The organism is Paraherbaspirillum soli (assembly GCF_042654985.1).
GTDB lineage: Bacteria > Pseudomonadota > Gammaproteobacteria > Burkholderiales > Burkholderiaceae_D > Paraherbaspirillum > Paraherbaspirillum soli.
The window spans coordinates 33,903-50,681 of the sequence record NZ_JBHSMT010000013.1; the positions used below are offsets into that span (position 1 = coordinate 33,903).

The 16,779-nt window shown below is 59.3% G+C and carries 13 protein-coding genes; 8 read left to right on the forward strand and 5 right to left on the reverse strand.

Translation table 11 applies throughout. The features are described from left to right. Positions 1-15: 15 nt before the first annotated feature. The 3 genes from mmsB to ACFPM8_RS07700 form a co-directional block, all read right to left on the reverse strand. Positions 16-909, reverse strand: coding sequence for a 3-hydroxyisobutyrate dehydrogenase (mmsB, locus tag ACFPM8_RS07690; RefSeq protein WP_378996717.1), 894 nt, complete (start codon positions 907-909; stop codon positions 16-18). Between the two features lie 135 nt (positions 910-1,044). After that, positions 1,045-2,553 (reverse strand): CoA-acylating methylmalonate-semialdehyde dehydrogenase, encoded by a 1,509-nt coding sequence (locus ACFPM8_RS07695; RefSeq protein WP_378996719.1) that lies wholly within the window; start codon positions 2,551-2,553, stop codon positions 1,045-1,047. Positions 2,554-2,576: 23 nt separating this feature from the next. After that, a complete protein-coding gene (locus tag ACFPM8_RS07700; RefSeq protein WP_378996721.1) occupies positions 2,577-3,830 on the reverse strand; it encodes an ABC transporter substrate-binding protein in 1,254 nt (417 codons plus the stop codon). 131 nt (positions 3,831-3,961) lie between these two features. Between ACFPM8_RS07700 and ACFPM8_RS07705 the strand changes: the two genes are divergently transcribed. Next, entirely contained in the window at positions 3,962-4,888 is a 927-nt protein-coding gene (locus tag ACFPM8_RS07705; RefSeq protein ID WP_378996724.1) for a LysR family transcriptional regulator, read from the forward strand. Positions 4,889-5,028: 140 nt separating this feature from the next. Continuing rightward, the gene (locus ACFPM8_RS07710; protein WP_378996726.1) at positions 5,029-6,699 is read left to right on the forward strand and encodes a peptide chain release factor 3; all 1,671 of its coding nucleotides are present in this window, start codon (positions 5,029-5,031) and stop codon (positions 6,697-6,699) included. A 165-nt stretch (positions 6,700-6,864) separates the two neighbouring features. On the opposite strand, the gene ACFPM8_RS07715 is transcribed toward ACFPM8_RS07710, so the two are convergent. Then, positions 6,865-8,223, reverse strand: coding sequence for a dicarboxylate/amino acid:cation symporter (locus tag ACFPM8_RS07715; protein WP_378996728.1), 1,359 nt, complete (start codon positions 8,221-8,223; stop codon positions 6,865-6,867). 363 nt (positions 8,224-8,586) lie between these two features. On the opposite strand from ACFPM8_RS07715, the gene ACFPM8_RS07720 reads away from it, so the two are divergent. Beyond that, the gene (locus tag ACFPM8_RS07720; protein WP_378996730.1) at positions 8,587-9,333 is read left to right on the forward strand and encodes an acetoacetate decarboxylase; all 747 of its coding nucleotides are present in this window, start codon (positions 8,587-8,589) and stop codon (positions 9,331-9,333) included. Between the two features lie 9 nt (positions 9,334-9,342). Then, on the forward strand, positions 9,343-10,125 hold the full coding sequence (locus ACFPM8_RS07725; protein ID WP_378996731.1) for a 3-hydroxybutyrate dehydrogenase: 783 nt from the start codon (positions 9,343-9,345) through the stop codon (positions 10,123-10,125). Between the two features lie 78 nt (positions 10,126-10,203). Here ACFPM8_RS07725 and ACFPM8_RS07730 read toward each other — a convergent pair whose 3' ends face one another. Next, positions 10,204-11,526: a hemolysin family protein gene (locus ACFPM8_RS07730; protein WP_378996733.1), complete on the reverse strand. Its 1,323-nt coding sequence runs from the start codon at positions 11,524-11,526 to the stop codon at positions 10,204-10,206. A 249-nt stretch (positions 11,527-11,775) separates the two neighbouring features. Here ACFPM8_RS07730 and ACFPM8_RS07735 point away from each other — a divergent pair, with 249 nt between their 5' ends. Genes ACFPM8_RS07735 through ACFPM8_RS07750 form a run of 4 tightly spaced genes read left to right on the forward strand, consistent with a single transcriptional unit; the run spans position 11,776 to position 16,563 of the window. Further along, entirely contained in the window at positions 11,776-13,317 is a 1,542-nt protein-coding gene (locus ACFPM8_RS07735; protein WP_378996735.1) for an ABC transporter ATP-binding protein, read from the forward strand. Further along, positions 13,310-14,401 carry an ABC transporter permease gene (locus ACFPM8_RS07740; RefSeq protein ID WP_378996736.1) on the forward strand — a complete coding sequence of 364 codons (1,092 nt, stop codon included), beginning with the start codon at positions 13,310-13,312 and terminating at the stop codon, positions 14,399-14,401. Before ACFPM8_RS07735 ends, ACFPM8_RS07740 begins: the two co-directional genes overlap by 8 nt. 54 nt (positions 14,402-14,455) lie before the next feature. Then, the gene (locus ACFPM8_RS07745) at positions 14,456-15,376 is read left to right on the forward strand and encodes an ABC transporter permease (protein WP_378996738.1); all 921 of its coding nucleotides are present in this window, start codon (positions 14,456-14,458) and stop codon (positions 15,374-15,376) included. A 44-nt stretch (positions 15,377-15,420) separates the two neighbouring features. After that, positions 15,421-16,563: a BMP family ABC transporter substrate-binding protein gene (locus ACFPM8_RS07750; protein ID WP_378996740.1), complete on the forward strand. Its 1,143-nt coding sequence runs from the start codon at positions 15,421-15,423 to the stop codon at positions 16,561-16,563. Positions 16,564-16,779: the final 216 nt, after the last annotated feature.

Here is a 16,779-nt window from a genome sequence, read left to right on the forward strand (position 1 = left end):
TAACTAAAAGTCGCCTCACTCCGCCTTCGCCAACATACTGAAGATACTGGAAAAATCCAGCCCGCCGGCGCCGCTCTTGCTATGGATATCGTACAAATTGCGCGCCAATGACCCGAGCGGCACGCTGCAGCCGGTGGACAAGGCATTTTCTTCCGCCAGTCCCAGATCCTTCAGCATCAGGTCGACCCCGAAACCGCCGCTGTAGTCATGCGAAGCCGGCGCGGTATCCATTACGCCGGGGCATGGATTGTAGACTTCCAGCACCCAGTTGCGGCCCGAGCTTTTGCTCATGATTTCGGACAGCACTTTCGGATTCATGCCGTTCGCCATCCCCAGCCGGATCGCCTCCGAGGTGCCGACCATCATGATCCCGAGCAGCATGTTGTTGCACACCTTGACGGTCTGGCCGCTGCCGTTGTCGCCGGCATGAAAAATCGCCTTGCCCATCTTTTCGAGATACGGTTTGGCGGCGGCAAACCCCGCATCCGAACCGCCCACGATAAACGTCAATGTACCGGCAGCAGCACCGGCGGTGCCGCCCGAGACCGGCGCATCAACCATCGTAAAGCCCTTGTCGCGCGCCGCTGCCGCAACTTTGCGGGCGCTGTCGGGCGAGATGGTCGAGCAATCGATCAGCAGCGTGCCCGGCTTGGCCTGCGCCAGGATGCCGTTGGCGCCGAGATATGCCGACTCGACGTGGCGGCTGGCGGGCAGCATCGTGATGACAATCTTGGCCGCACCGACCGCGGCTGCCAGATCGGCGTGTGTGCTGCCGCCGCCGGCGACAAACTTCTCAACGCTGGTCGCAACCAGATCGTGACCACTGACGGTCAAGCCGGCATGCACCAGATTCAAGGCCATCGGTAAACCCATGTGGCCGAGGCCGATAAAAGCGATTTCGCTGTTCATGCAAGTCTCCTGTGTGTTGTCGGCGTAGGGCGGATGAGCGCAGCGTTATCCGCCGTTGGATGTGCCGCATGTGTGTGATGCATCCGAGACGGCGGAAGACGCTGCGCTTTTCCGCCCTACGTGACTGTGTTTGATTTACTTCATCGAAATCGTCGTATTCACCTGGCCGCCATCCTGATCCGGCGCAAACCAGCGCGCGGTGACGGTCTTGGTCTGGGTCCAGAACTGCACCGCCTGCTTGCCGTTCGGCCCCAGATCACCGAGCTTCGAGGCGCGCGAGCCGGTGAAGCTGAAATAGGCGACCGGCACCGGGATCGGCACATTGATGCCGACCTGGCCGACGTCGATCTCGTTCTGGAATTTGCGTGCGGCCCAACCCGATGAGGTGAAAATCGAGGTGCCGTTGCCGTTCGGATTGGCGTTGATGAATGCAATCGCCTGATCCAGCGTGTCGAGTTCGACCACGCACATCGCCGGTCCGAAAATTTCCTGCTGATAAATATCCATATCGGTTTTGACGCCGGCAAAGATGGTCGGCCCAACGAAATTGCCGTCCGGATAGCCGCTCACCGCGTAATTGCGACCGTCCAGCATCAGTTTCGCGCCCTGCTCCACCCCGGTTCCAATCAGGCGCTCGGTGCGTTCCTTGGCGGCTTTCGACACCATAGGCCCGAGGTCGGCAGTGCGATCGCTGCCCGGTCCCACTTTGAGGGTGCGCGAGCGTTCGACGATTTCCGGCAGCCAGTCGCGCGCCTGGCCGACCAGCACCACCACCGAGTTCGCCATGCAGCGCTGACCGGCAGCGCCGAAGGCGGCGCCGAGCAAGTTATTGATGGCTTGATCCTTGTTGGCGTCGGGCAGCACGATGCAATGATTCTTGGCGCCCATCATGCATTGGGCGCGCTTGCCGGCTTCGCTGGCACGGCGGTAGATATGGGTGCCGACGTGGGTCGAGCCGATGAACGAGATCGCCTTGATGTCAGGGTGATCGCACAGCATATTGGCCACCTCCGGTCCGCCGTGCACCACGTTCAGCACGCCCGGCGGCAAACCGGCCTGCTGCGCCAGCTCCACCAGGAACAGCGATGACGACGGGTCCTGCTCGGACGGCTTCAACACGAAGGTATTGCCGCAGGCAACCGCGACCGGGAACATGAAGCACGGCAGCATCACCGGGAAATTGAAGGCGGTGATGCCGGCGCCGACGCCCAGCGGCTGGTTGATGGTGTAGACATCGACGCCGGTAGCGGCGTTTTCCGCCAGTTCGCCCAGTTGCAGCGAGGTGACCGAGCAAGCATGCTCGACCACTTCCAGCCCGCGCATCACTTCGCCCTCGGCATCGGGCAGGGTCTTGCCGTGCTCGCGCGTGATCAGTTCGGCCAGCGGCGCGATATTGTCGCGCAGCAGCTGCTGGAACTTGAGCATGATGCGCATGCGTTGCGCCAGCGATGTGTTGCGCCAGCTGCGGAAGGCTTCCTTGGCGTTGGCGACGGCCTGATCGACTTCCGCCTTGGTGGCGAACGGCACCCGCGCCACCACTTGCTGAGTGGCCGGATTCCGTACTTCGCGCCATTCAGTGCTGGTGGATTGGACTTCTTTGCCGCCGATGTAGAGCGGCACGTTGGGGATGTTGGCTTGAGACATGATGACTTCCTTGAGGTTGAGGTTCAGTGCTTGATAGCTAGAGGAGTGAGGGAACAAGACCCATCCATAGGCTTGAAAGCCTGCTGCGCAGGAATCGTCGACAGCAGTTTCAGGTAATCCCAGGGTGCTTTGGATTCGGCCGGTGTCTTTACCTGATACAGATACATGTCGTGGATCACCCGACCATCGGGGCGGATCGAGGCATTGCGCATGACGGCATCCTGGATCGGGATCTCGCGCATTTTCTGGCTGACCACTTTCCAGTCGTGCGACTTGGTGGCGGCTGCGGCTTTCAGGTAGTGGTAGACGCTGGAGTAGACGCCGGCATGCACCATCGTCGGTTTGCTGCCTTTGTCCAGCGCTTCAAAGCGCTTCGAAAATTGCCGGGTGTCGTTGTCGAAATCCCAGTAGAAGCCATCGGTGTAAACCAGACCGTGCGCATCGTTCAAACCGAGCGCATGGACGTCCGACAAAAACACCAGCAACGCCGCCAGCCGCTGGTTCTTGCTGCCGACGCCGAAAGAGCGCGCTTGCTTGATCGCGTTGACGGTGTCCTGACCGCCATTGGCTAATCCAATCACTTGCGCCTTCGAACTTTGCGCCTGCAACAGGAAGGACGACAGGTCGCTGGCATTCAGCGGATGCCGGACCGAGCCGACGACGCTGCCGCCCAGGCTTTTGACGACATTCCCGGCGTCTTTCTCCAGCGACTGACCGAAGGCGTAATCGACGGTGACGAAGTACCAGGATTTCTCGCCCATCCGGGTCAGCGCGGCAGCCGCACCGGCCGCTTGCGAGTAGGTGTCGAACATCCAGTGGAAGCCGTTTGCCGCGCATTCGGCATTGGTCAGCACGGTGGTCGCCGGGCCGCTGTACATGGCGATGCCGCCCTTATCGCGAATCAGCCGCTGCACCGCCAGCGCGACCGAGGAGTTAGTCAAGTCGGCGATCGCATCGACCTTGTCGCGGTCCAGCCATTCGCGCGCCTTGGAGGCGCCGATGTCGGCCTTGTTCTGGTGATCGGCGCTCAGCAGCTCGATTTTCATGCCCTTGCATTCGGCTTTCAAGCAATCTTCCAGCGCCATCTTGGCGGCTACCAGCGAGCCCGGCCCGCCCATCGCCGAGTACGGCCCCGACATATCGGTCAGGATGCCGACCTTATAGACATCGGGCGCTTGCGCCTGGGCGTTCAAAGAACTCAAACCCACACCCACGCTCAGTACAAAAAATGCAGATAAAGCAACCGCCAAACTGCGAGCAAATACTTTGTTATGCATGCATGTCCCCTATTTTTATAAAAATTGGTGCGAAGACATTCTGCATGTGCATTATTATTGAAACAATAGGCAATATTCCACAATGGCTTTGCGTTTATGCAAAGCAGCAAGTCGACCAAGGACGATAAACCATGCTGGATTGGGACAATTTGCGCGTTTTTCTGGAACTGACCCGCAGCCAGGGCCTGGTCGATGCCGCCAAAAAACTGGGCATCGATCACTCCACCGTCTCGCGCCGCATGCGGCGCTTCGAAGAGCAAGTCGGCAGCCAGCTGTTCGAGCGCAATAACCAGGGCTATACGCTGACCGCCGAAGGCCATCGCCTGATCGAATACGCGGAACGGATTGAGAGCACGGTATATGCCGCCGCCGAGGAACTGAGCGGTCACAATCGCTTGTTGTCGGGACAAGTGCGGCTGGGCGCGACGGAAGGTTTCGGCACCTTTGTGCTGGCGCCGCATCTGGCGCATTTTTGCGCGCGCCATCCGCATATCACCGTCGATTTGCTGCCGGTGCCGCGCTTCGTCAATCTATCCAAGCGCGAAGCCGACATCAGCGTCACCATCGAACGCCCGCAAAGCGGCAACTACGTGGTGACCAAGCTGACCGACTACCTGCTCAAGCTGTACGCCACCCCGTCCTATCTGGCGCAGCATCCGGCGATAGCCTCGGTGCAGGATCTGGCCAGCCATGCCTTCATCGGCTATGTCGACGACCTGGTGTTCAGCGAAGAGCTGCGCTACAAGGACAACGTCGCGCCATCGGCTTTCCGGGCTTTTCGCAGCACCAGCGTGATTGCCCAATACACAGCGGCCCGCAGCGGCCAGGGGCTGGCGATTTTGCCGTGCTTCCTGGCGCAGCAGAGCGACGATCTGGTCCCGGTGCTGGACGGCCAAGTCGATATCCAGCGCACATTCTGGCTGGTGGCCGCCACCGAAACCCGCAACGTGGCGCGGGTCGCGGCGCTGTGGCGCTATCTGCGCGAGGCGATTGAACCGAACCGGGCGTTTTTGATGGGCGAGTCGCGGCAGATGGTATGGCCGTCCGGCGCGCCCTGACTCTTCCGGGCACCCCCACATACGCTATAATCGCGGGTTCCCGGAAATGCCAACATGGTGCCGCAGCGCCAACATCACGTTTTCCGTTTTTTTCCGAATCATATTCAAGGCAAGCGACGATATCGCTTGAACCACGCATCATGCAAGAATCCGTTTCCGATCTGCCGAACGCCAATGGCGATGACGCCGACATCATTGCCAATAACGTTTCCACCGAGCAGATCGCCAGCGAAGTGGCGCGCCGCCGCACTTTCGGCATCATCTCTCACCCGGATGCCGGCAAAACCACGCTGACCGAAAAACTGCTGCTGTTCTCGGGCGCGATTCAGCTGGCCGGCACCGTCAAGGGCCGCAAGAGCGGCCGCCATGCGACCTCGGACTGGATGGACATCGAAAAGCAGCGCGGGATTTCGGTCGCCAGCTCGGTCATGCAGTTCGAATACCGCGACCACGTGGTCAACCTGCTCGACACGCCGGGCCACCAGGATTTCTCGGAAGATACTTACCGCGTATTGACGGCGGTCGATTCGGCGCTGATGGTGATCGATGCCGCCAAGGGCGTCGAAGCGCAGACCATCAAGCTGTTGAACGTCTGCCGCATGCGCAACACGCCGATCATCACCCTGATGAACAAGATGGACCGCGAAACCCGCGATCCGCTGGAATTGCTGGACGAGTTGGAATCGGTGCTGAAGATCCAGTGCGCACCGGTCACCTGGCCGATCGGCATGGGCAAGACGTTCCGCGGCGTGTATCACCTGCTGCGCGATGAAATCCTGCTGTTCGCAGCCGGCAACGACAAGGCCGACCAGGATTTCGAAGTGATCAAGGGCATCGACAATCCGCGCCTGGATGAAATGTTCCCGCGCGAAATCGAGCAACTGCGGATGGAAGTCGAACTGGTGCACGGCGCTTCGCATCCGTTCGATGCCGACGCTTTCCTGGCCGGGGTGCAGACGCCGGTATTCTTTGGCTCGGCAATCAATAACTTCGGTATCCGCGAAATCCTGAACGCGCTGATCGACTGGGCGCAGCCGCCCGGCTCGCGCGACGCGACCGTGCGTTCGGTGCAACCGACCGAAGCGCCGTTCTCGGGTTTCGTGTTCAAGATCCAGGCCAATATGGACCCGGCGCACCGCGACCGGATTGCGTTCCTGCGAGTTTGCTCCGGCCATTTCCAGCGCGGCATGAAGATCAAGCACCTGCGCCTGAACCGCGAAATCAAGGTATCCAGCGTGGTGACCTTCATGGCGTCCAGCCGCGAGCAGGTGGAAGAGGCCTATGCCGGCGACATCATCGGCTTGCCGAATCACGGCAATATGCAGATCGGCGACAGTTTTTCGGAAGGTGAGCCATTGCAGTTCACCGGCATCCCCTACTTTGCGCCGGACTTCTTTCGCTCGGTGCGGATCCGCAATCCGCTCAAGATCAAGCAATTGCACAAGGGCTTGCAGCAGCTAGGCGAAGAAGGCGCGGTACAGGTTTTCAAGCCGGTTACCAGCAGCGACCTGGTTCTGGGCGCGGTCGGCGTGCTGCAGTTTGAAGTGGTCGCCAGCCGCTTGCTCAACGAGTACGGCGTCGATGCCGTATTCGAAGGCACCAGCATCAGCAGCGCGCGCTGGATTTCGTGCGAAGACAAAAAGATCCTGGCCGACTTCGAGAAATCCTCCGCCGGTCATAACGTCGCCTACGATGCCGCCGGCAACATGGCGTATCTGGCGACTTCCGGGGTGAATCTGCGCCTGACGCAGGAGCGCTGGCCGCAATTGACGTTCCATGAGACGCGGGAACACGCGGTCAAATTGGCGTAAATAAGTTGACGTAAGAAAAAAGAGGTCGCCCCAGATGGGGTCGGCCTCTTTTTTTTTGACCGCAACGTAGGGCGGATGAGCGCAGCGTTATCCGCCGTTCTGGATGCGTCAACCACATGCGGCACATCCAGCGGCGGATAACGCTTCGCTCATCCGCCCTACTTTTTAGGTGTGGTCGCGCATATCGGCTTTCGCTATCGCAGCCTCTTTCAGCGCCAGTTCCTGCTCCGCATCTATCCCTTTATTGTCCAGTTGACGGTGCAGTTGCTGCTCATCCAGTTCACCGGTCCATTTCGCCACGATCAAGGTCGCCACGCCATTGCCGACGGTATTGGTCAAGGCCCGCGCTTCGGACATGAAGCGGTCGATCCCGAGAATCAAGGCCAGTCCGGCGACCGGCACGTGCCCTACCGCCGACAAGGTGGCGGCCAGCACGATGAAACCGCTGCCGGTGACCCCGGCCGCGCCTTTGGACGTCAGCAGCAATACGGCCAGCAGCGTCAGTTGCTGCATCAGCGACATCGGCGTATCGGTGGCTTGGGCGATAAATACCGCGGCCATCGTCAGGTAGATCGAGGTGCCGTCCAGGTTGAACGAGTAGCCGGTCGGAATCACCAGGCCGACCACCGATTTCTTGGCGCCCAGATTTTCCATCTTGCCCATCAGGCGCGGCAATACCGACTCCGATGACGAGGTGCCGAGCACGATCAGCAATTCTTCCTTGATGTATTTGACGAACTTCCAGACGCTGAAGCCATGCAGCCGGGTGACGATGCCGAGCACCACGAAGATGAACAGCAGACAGGTCATATAAAACGCTCCCATCAGCTTGCCCAGCGACAGCAAGGAGCCCAGGCCGTACTTGCCGATGGTGAAAGCCATCGCGCCAAAGGCGCCGATCGGAGCCGCTTTCATGATCAGGCCGACCATGCCGAACAGGACGTGCGAGAACTTCTCGATAAAATCGAACACCAGCGTGCCGCGGCCGCCGAACTTGTGCAAGGCAAAGCCGAACAACACCGCAATCAGCAGCACCTGCAGGATCTCGCCCTTGGCAAACGCGTCCACCATGCTGGAAGGAATGATGTGCATCAGGAATTCGGTGGTCGATTCCATCTTGCCGGGGCCGGTATAAGCGGCCAGGCTCTTGGTATCCAGCGAATTCACGTCGATATGCATGCCGGAACCGGGCTGCAACACATTAATCACCAACAGCCCGACAATCAATGCGACGGTGCTCATCACTTCAAAGTAAAGCAAGGCCAGACCGCCGGTCTTGCCGACTTTCTTCATATCTTCCATACCGGCGATACCGATTACCACGGTACAGAAAATCACCGGCGCAATGATCATTTTGATCAGCTTGATGAAACTGTCGCCCAGCGGCTTCATTGCGGCGCCGGTTTCCGGATAAAAATGTCCGAGCACGACGCCGATAGCGATGGCGGTCAATACTTGCACATAGAGCGATTTGTACAGCGGTGATTTTTGCAGCGGCGATTTATTCAGCGCTTGTTCTGTCATTTGTCTTCTCCGATTGCTACTACGTTTTTTTTTAGAATATCGCCGGTACTGGCGCAGACTGCCGGGACTGGTCTGCGCTGATGATACTGGAATTCTTTTCCTGCCTGACACCTCAGAAAGAGTGACAAGGAGCGCAACTTTATCTGATAACGCTACCATCGCTCAAGTGATTTACATTCATTCATGTTGAAATAATATTTCTGCAATAAAATGCATGGTTTTTATACAAGAAAAGGAGGAAACGCCCGAATTTAAAAGGCAAGGAAAGCAGCATCAAACTTTTCCCTATGTCAACTGTCTCAATCCGTTGATCACACCCAGCAATATCGCCCACAGCAGTTCTTTTCTTAACCAGGAAAAACCATGACTGAGAACGATGTCCGCCAAAATGCATTTGCCATGCCGATCCACAATCCGGCCTACCCTCCCGGCCCCTACCGCTTTGTCGACCGGGAATTCCTGATCATCACCTACCGCACCGATCCCGCCGCACTCAAACGCATCCTTCCCGCACCGCTGCAATTTGTCGAGCCTATCGTCAAGTTCGAATTCATCAACATGCCGGACTCCACCGGCTTTGGCCATTACTGCGAATCGGGCCAAGTCATTCCGGTGACGCTGGACGGCGTGGCCGGCGGCTATTCGCACTGCATGTATTTGAACGATCACCCGCCGATTGCCGGCGGCCGCGAATTGTGGGGTTTTCCGAAAAAATTGGGAGAGCCGGAACTGCGGGTCCACAAAGACACCTTGATCGGCACGCTGGATTACAGCGACTTCCGGATCGCCACCGGCACCATGGGTTATAAGCACCAGGCGCTCGACCGGGAAACGGCCAGGAAATCGCTTGCAGCCCCCGGCTTCCTGCTGAAAATCATTCCCCACGTCGACGGCACACCGCGTATTTGCGAACTGGTACAGTACAGCCTGACCGACATCACTATCAAAGGTGCCTGGAGCGGCCCCGGCGCGCTCGAGCTGCATCCGCATGCATTAGCCCCGGTTGCGGATTTGCCGGTACTGGAAGTGCTATCGGCGGTACATATTTTGTCGGACCTGACCCTGCCGCTCGGCACGGTCGCCTATGACTATCTCGCCAACTCAAAATAAAGGAATGCCATGTCACTCAAAGATAAAGTCGCATTGATTACCGGCGCCGCCAGCGGTATCGGCAAAGAAATCGCCATCGAATATGCGCGCGCCGGGGCTAAGGTGGTGATCGCCGATCTGGCGCTGGATGCCGCCACCGCGACCGCCAACGAAATCACGCAAGCCGGCGGCATCGCCATGGCGGTTGCGATGAACGTGACCGACGAAGCGCAGGTCGATAAAGGGATTGCGGATACCGTGGCCGCTTACGGCGGCATCGACGTCCTGATCAGCAATGCCGGGATCCAGATCATCAGCCCCATCGTCGACTCGACGCTGGATAACTGGAAAAAGATGCTGGCGATCCACCTGGACGGCGCTTTCCTGACCACGCGGGCCGCGATGCGGGAAATGATCAAGGGCGGCAAAGGCGGGGCCATCATTTACATGGGCTCGGTGCATTCGCATGAAGCGTCGCCGCTGAAAGCGCCCTATGTCACGGCCAAACACGGCTTGCTCGGCTTGGCAAAAGTGGTGGCCAAGGAAGGCGCCAAAAACAAGATCCGCGCCAATGTCATCTGTCCGGGTTTCGTGCGCACACCGCTGGTCGAAAAACAGATTCCGGAACAAGCCAAGGAATTGGGCATCAGCGAAGACCAGGTGATCAAGAACGTGATGCTGAAAGACACCGTCGACGGCGAGTTCACCACCACCCACGATGTGGCGCAAACAGCGATATTCCTCGGCGGCTTCGAGTCAAATGCGCTGACCGGACAATCTATCGTGGTCAGCCACGGCTGGTATATGCAGTAAAGACGGCAATAAATGCGGCAATAAAAGTCCGCCGTAAAGAGCGCAATAAAAAAAGCAGGAAGTCATTCCTGCTTTTTTCTACTCAACCTCGCTCAAGCACGCTTCAGGATAAACCTTCACCAGCACGATCCGCGGGCCATTCATTTTCTTGACCACGATAGCAAAGCCGTCGAACTGGATTTTTTGCCCCTCCCGCGGCAAATCGCCGAGCTTTGCCATAATCAGGCCGCCGACTGAATCGACATCTTCATCGCCGTCGATCACGACGTCGACCCCGAGAATCCGCTCCAGCGTAAAGATCGGCAAACTCCCCTTGCCCAGCAAAGTACCGTCGTCCTGACGTGTCCACTCGTTGTCGTTGCGGCGGAATTCGTCGCGAATTTCACCGACCATCGCGCCCAGCAGATTATCCAGCGTGATGAAACCCTCGGGCAGCATGCCCTTTTTGCCGATGATGGCGAAATGCGGTGCGCCGGTACGGAAGCGGCGGAATAATTCCAGCGCCGGCATGCGCGACGACACGTACTGCACCGGACGCAAATAGTCGTCCAGGCTATCGATCAACTTGCCTTCCTGCTGCGCGATAAACAAATCCTTCAGATGAATCACGCCCAATACATTGAGGCCGTCGCGATCGAAAAACGGATAGCGGCTGAAACGATTGCGATAGATGGTTTGCAGATTCTCTTGCAAGCTGTGCGATTGATGCAGCGCCGTTATTTCATTAACCGGCCGCATCAGGTCGGACACTTCCAGCTCGCTGAAATCGAGCGACTGCGCCAGCACGTTCCACTCGTCGCGATTGAATTTTTCGCCGGCGCGGCTGCTGCGCAAAATCAATTTCAATTCGTCCGCCGAATAATGCGCGTCATGGCCATGCGCATTGCCCAGCCCAACCGCTTTCAACATCCAGTTGGCGCTGGCATTCAAGATCCAGATGGCCGGATACATGGCCCAGTAAAAACCGTATAGCGGCAGCGCGCACCATAGTCCGATCGCTTCCGGATTGCGGATCGCGATGGTCTTCGGCGCCAGTTCGCCGGCCACGATGTGGAGATAGGAAATAATGAAAAATGCAAAGAAAAACGAAACCGCATGCATCAGTTCGGGCGCGGCAATGCCGAGCATCGCAAATACCGGCTGCAACAAGCTGGCAAACGCCGGCTCGCCTATCCAGCCCAGCCCCAGCGAGGCCAGGGTAATGCCGAGTTGGCAGGCCGACAGATAAGCATCCAGCTGGCCATGCACGATCGCCAGAATGCGCCCGCGCAGCCCTTGGGTCTTGGCGATGGCGCGGATGCGGGTCTGGCGCAACTTGACCAAGCCGAATTCGGCCGCGACGAAAAAGCCGTTGAGCGCCACCAACAATATCGCTCCAATGACCAGTAACAGGTTGTTCAATGCATTTCTTTCTACAAACAAAAAGGGATGACAAGTATAGGCGACGGTAGTGCTTTCCTACAAAATTGATATAACTTCATGCAATACAGGCATTCATAACGGCAATTCTTATGTACAATTTTCCCCGGCCGGTAGGTATTGTGCCGAGCGTGCGATAAATGACTTTTCCGGCCGCTGATCGCAATGAACCAAGAACGTGCGTAAGTCAACCGTGAGACACGCCGTGCATAAAACAAGAAAGAACACCAAGTGACTGAGGGCGCGCACCGGCTGGATATTTCCCATATCCGCAAAACCTATCCCGGCGTCGTCGCCAATGACGACGTCAGCCTGACCGTGGCACCCGGCGAGATTCACGCGGTATTGGGTGAAAACGGCGCCGGCAAATCGACGTTGATGAAAATCATATTTGGCGCCATCAAGCCCGATTCTGGTGCAATGCACTGGAATGGTGAATTGGTGCATGTGCACACGCCGCAAGATGCACGAAAACTGGGCATCGCGATGGTGTTTCAGCATTTTTCCCTATTCGACACGCTGACCGTCGCCGAAAACATTGCGCTCGGCCTGCCGTCCAGCACCAACATGCCGGCGCTGATCGCGCAAATTCGCCAGACCGGGGAAAAATACGGCCTGGAGCTGGAGCCGCATCGCCACGTCCACACGCTGTCGGTAGGCGAGCGGCAACGGGTCGAAATCGTGCGCGCCCTGCTGGCTCATCCTCAGCTATTGATCCTGGACGAGCCGACCTCGGTGCTGACGCCGCAAGCGGTCGAGAAACTGTTTGTCACCCTGCGCCAACTGGCCGCCGAGGGTTGCAGCATTCTGTACATCAGCCACAAACTCGACGAGATTCGCGCACTGTGCCACCGCGCCACCGTGATGCGCGGCGGCAAAGTCACCGGCGTCTGCGATCCTCGCCAGGAAACCAGCGCCAGCCTGTCGCGCATGATGATAGGCGGCGAACTGCAGCATCAGCGGCGCACAGCCGCGGCGCCGGGTCAGGTCAAATTGCTGCTCAATCAGTTGTCGCTGCCGAAGGCGCATATTTTCGCGACCGAACTGCAAGCCATCGATTGTGCGGTAAGAGCCGGTGAAATCGTCGGCATCGCCGGGGTCTCCGGCAATGGCCAGCAGGAATTGTTGGCGGCCCTGTCGGGCGAAGACCAGCGCGCCGTGCCGGAGATGATCCGGGTGCTGGATCAGCCGGTGGCCCACCTTGGTCCCAATCCGCGCCGCGCCTTGGGGCTGGGCCTGGTGCCGGAAGAACGACTGGGACGCGGCGCGGTGCCGTCGCTCAGCTTGAGCGCCAACATGCTGCTGTCGCACCAGAAAGCGCCGTACGTCAAGCATGGCTTGATCGATTTCAACACGGCCCGGACGGCCGCCGCCGCCATCATCCAGCGCTTCAAAGTGAAGGCCGGCGGTCCGCAGGCCTTGGCCAAGAGCCTGTCAGGCGGCAACCTGCAAAAATTCATCGTCGGCCGCGAAATCGAACGCGCCCCCACCGTCTTCGTGGTGGCGCAACCGACCTGGGGGGTCGATGTCGGCGCCGCGGCGCAGATCCACGACGAGCTGCTGGCGCTCAAGCAGCAAGGTTGTGCGGTGCTGGTCATCTCCGAAGAACTGGATGAGCTGTTTGAAATTTGCGACCGCCTGCATGTGATCGCCAAAGGCCGCTTGTCGCCGGCCATCCCGATCGAACAAGCCACGCGCGAACAAGTCGGTTTGTGGATGAGCGGCTTGTGGCACGGCGCGGCGGGCGACATGGCGGAGGCGGCGCATGTTTAATCCGCTGCAACTGATCCCGCTCCGGCTGGAGCTGCGCGGCACGCCTTCGCGCACTATGGCCTATGCGTCGCCGCTGATCGCGATCGTGCTGACCATGATCCTGGGCGCCCTGCTGTTCATCGCGCTGGGCAAGGATCCGCTGGCCGGCCTCAAGGTCTTTTTGATCGATCCATTCAACGGTAAGCGCGCCATCAGCGAACTGCTGCTGAAAACCATTCCGCTGGTGCTGTGCGCGCTTGGACTGTCAGTCTGTTACCGCGCCAATGTCTGGAACATCGGCGCCGAAGGCCAGCTGATTGTCGGCGGCCTGTTCGCCGGCGCCACGCTGGTCTGGCTGGACGTGCCGGGGCACGCCATTCCCGGCAGTCTCGGCTTGCTGCTGATGATCCTGGCCGGCATCGTCGGCGGCGCCTTGTGGGCCGGCATCACAGCCTTGCTGCGCGACCGCTTCAATGCCAACGAAATCCTGGTGTCGCTGATGCTGACTTACATTGCGCAATTGCTGTTGATGTATGCGGTCAACGGCCCGCTGAAGGACCCGAATGGCATGAATTTTCCGCAATCGAAGGTCTTTTCCGCTGAATTCCTGTTGCCGGCGCTGATCCCCGGCACCCGCTTGCATATCGGCTTTATCGCGATGCTGGCAGCGGCGTTCGGCATGACGGTGTTCATGCTGCGCAGTTTTCGCGGTTATGCGCTGACCGTGGGCGGCCTAGCGCCGCTGGCGGCGCGCTATGCCGGCTTCTCCAGCCGCAGCGCGCTGTGGCTGTCGCTGCTGATCTCGGGCGGATTCGCCGGTCTGGCAGGAGCATTTGAAGTGGCCGGCCCGATCGGGCAATTGCTGCCGTCGATCTCGCCCGGCTATGGATTTGCCGCGATCATCGTCGCCTTCGTCGGCCGTCTGCATCCGCTGGGCGCGATCCTCGGCGGCCTGGTCATGTCCTTGTTTTATATCGGCGGTGAACTGGCGCAATCTCGGCTCGGCCTGCCGGCCGCGATTACCGGCGTGTTCCAGGGGTTGCTGCTGTTCCTGCTGCTGGCCTGCGACACGCTGATCGACTATCGCCTGCGGTGGCACAAATAATGCTCACTTCGATCTTCAGCGCCGCCAACCCACAACCTGCCCCGCTCAACTGATATGGACCAACTCGCCCCCGTAATCGCCGCCTCCGTCAATGCCGGCACACCGCTGTTGCTGGCGGCGCTCGGCTTGCTGATCAATGAGCGCGCCGGCGTGCTCAACCTGGGCGCCGAAGGCATGATGCTGGTGGCGGCGATCGTCGGCTTTGCGGTCGGCTACCAGAGCCACAGCCCGCTGCTCGGCTTTGTTGCCGGCGCCCTGGCCGGGATGGTGATGGCCAGCCTGTTTGCATGGCTGGCGCTGGTACTGGCGACCAACCAGGTCGCTACCGGCCTGGCCTTGTCGATTTTCGGCACTGGACTGTCGGCGTTTCTGGGGCAGCGCTTCGTTGGCCTGGCGCTGCCGAATCAGGCGTCTGCCATTCCATGGTTAAGCGAACTACCGTTCTTCGGCCCGGCCCTGTTCCGCCAACACTGGCTATCTTATGCAGCGCTGCTGTTGTGCGGCGCGATCGCCTGGTTCCTGTACAAGACCCGCGCCGGGCTGGTGCTGCGCGCAGTCGGCGAAGCGCCGGAGTCGGCCCACGCATTGGGCTACTCGGTGCGCGGCATCCGCCTGGCGGCATTGCTGTTCGGCGGCGCCTGCTGCGGACTGGCGGGAGCTTACCTGTCGCTGGTCTATACCCCGATGTGGGTCGAAGGATTGGTATCGGGGCGCGGCTGGATTGCGCTGGCGCTGACCACCTTCGCCACCTGGCGTCCGGCTCGCGTGCTGCTGGGCGCGCTGCTGTTCGGCGGCGTGACCATCGTGCAGTTTTATTTGCAAGGCATAGGCGTCACCATTCCATCCCAGTTTCTGTCGATGCTGCCGTATGCCGCCACCATCGTGGTACTGGCGCTGATGTCGCGCAACCCCGACTGGATTCGCTTGAATATGCCGGCATCGCTGGGCAAGCCGTTCCGTCCCGGCAGCATTTGAAATCCGGCGTGGTCGACCATTCGTTTTTTTAATAGGAGAAGCACATGATCATTTCACGCAGAGCCTCGCTGGCCGCTTTGATGGCGCTAGCGACCGTAGCCCTGATCGGCTGCGGCAAGAAAGAAACGCCGCAATCGGCGGAAACCGCAGCACCGGCATCCGCTGCTGCCCCAGCCACAGCTGAGCCGTTAAAAGTCGCGTTCGTCTATATCGGCCCGGTCGGCGACGCCGGCTGGACTTACGCCCACGATCTGGGCCGCAAAGCGGTTGCCGATAAATTCGGCGACAAGGTCAAGGTTACTTTCGTTGAAAACGTGCCGGAATCGGCGGCCGATGCGGAACGCGTATTCCGCCAACTGGCGACCGATGGCAACAAGCTGATTTTCGGCACCACCTTCGGCTACATGGAAGCGATGCTGAAAGTCGCCAAGGACTTCCCAGATGTCAAATTCGAACATGCGACGGGTTTCAAAACCGCCGACAATCTGGCGCAGTACGATGTCCGCACTTATGAAGGCGCGTATCTGGCCGGCGTGGTCGCCGGCAAAATGAGCAAAACCGGCAAGCTCGGCATCGTCGCATCGGTGCCGATTCCGGAAGTGATCCGCAATATCGACTCGTTCACGCTGGGCGCGCGCTCGACCAATCCGCAAGCCACCACGCGCGTAGTCTGGGTCAACAAGTGGTTCGACCCGGGTAAGGAACGTGAAGCCGCCACCACGCTGATCGGCCAAGGCGTCGATGTGCTGATGCAAAACACCGACTCGGCCGCCGTGGTGCAAACCGCACAGGAAAAAGGCGTGTACGCGTTCGGCTGGGACAGCGACATGACGAGCTTCGGCGCCAAGGCGCACCTGGCGGCATCGACCAATAAATGGGGCGGTTATTACACGCAACGGGTCGCCGCTGTACTGGACGGCTCCTGGAAGAGCGGTACCGTCTGGCTCGGCTTGAAAGACGGCGCGATCGACCTGGCCGCGTATAACCCTGAACTGCCGGCCGATGTCAAAGCACTGGTTGAACAGCGCAAGAACGCCATCATCGACGGCTCAGCCCCGATCTGGAAAGGTCCGATCAAGGACAATACCGGCAAGGACATCGTCGCCAAAGATGCGGTCGCCGATGACGTCCAGCTGCACGGACTCAAGGTGTATGTGGAAGGAGTTGACGGCAAGGTGCCGGGCTGATGATTTGCGAGGAGAATACTCTGGAGGTCTTGCAGCTGTCAGGATGATCCTGACAGTTGCCGGGAAAATCCGGGGTAATCTTTTTAATGGCTGACAGCGATGTCAGCCATTTTTTTTTGCACCTATTCGGGATGCTCTTGCCGCCTGTTCAAAATCTGCAACCGTCTGTAGGGCGGATGAGCGCAGCGTTATCCGCCGTTTCACCGTGTTAGATAC

Coding starts and splice junctions, on each gene's coding strand:
- mmsB (WP_378996717.1), bottom strand. CDS start 909: ATGAACAGCGAAATCGCTTTTATCGGCCTCGGCCACATGGGTTTACCG.
- ACFPM8_RS07695 (WP_378996719.1), bottom strand. CDS start 2,553: ATGTCTCAAGCCAACATCCCCAACGTGCCGCTCTACATCGGCGGCAAA.
- ACFPM8_RS07700 (WP_378996721.1), bottom strand. CDS start 3,830: ATGCATAACAAAGTATTTGCTCGCAGTTTGGCGGTTGCTTTATCTGCA.
- ACFPM8_RS07705 (WP_378996724.1), top strand. CDS start 3,962: ATGCTGGATTGGGACAATTTGCGCGTTTTTCTGGAACTGACCCGCAGC.
- ACFPM8_RS07710 (WP_378996726.1), top strand. CDS start 5,029: ATGCAAGAATCCGTTTCCGATCTGCCGAACGCCAATGGCGATGACGCC.
- ACFPM8_RS07715 (WP_378996728.1), bottom strand. CDS start 8,223: ATGACAGAACAAGCGCTGAATAAATCGCCGCTGCAAAAATCACCGCTG.
- ACFPM8_RS07720 (WP_378996730.1), top strand. CDS start 8,587: ATGACTGAGAACGATGTCCGCCAAAATGCATTTGCCATGCCGATCCAC.
- ACFPM8_RS07725 (WP_378996731.1), top strand. CDS start 9,343: ATGTCACTCAAAGATAAAGTCGCATTGATTACCGGCGCCGCCAGCGGT.
- ACFPM8_RS07740 (WP_378996736.1), top strand. CDS start 13,310: ATGTTTAATCCGCTGCAACTGATCCCGCTCCGGCTGGAGCTGCGCGGC.
- ACFPM8_RS07745 (WP_378996738.1), top strand. CDS start 14,456: ATGGACCAACTCGCCCCCGTAATCGCCGCCTCCGTCAATGCCGGCACA.
- ACFPM8_RS07750 (WP_378996740.1), top strand. CDS start 15,421: ATGATCATTTCACGCAGAGCCTCGCTGGCCGCTTTGATGGCGCTAGCG.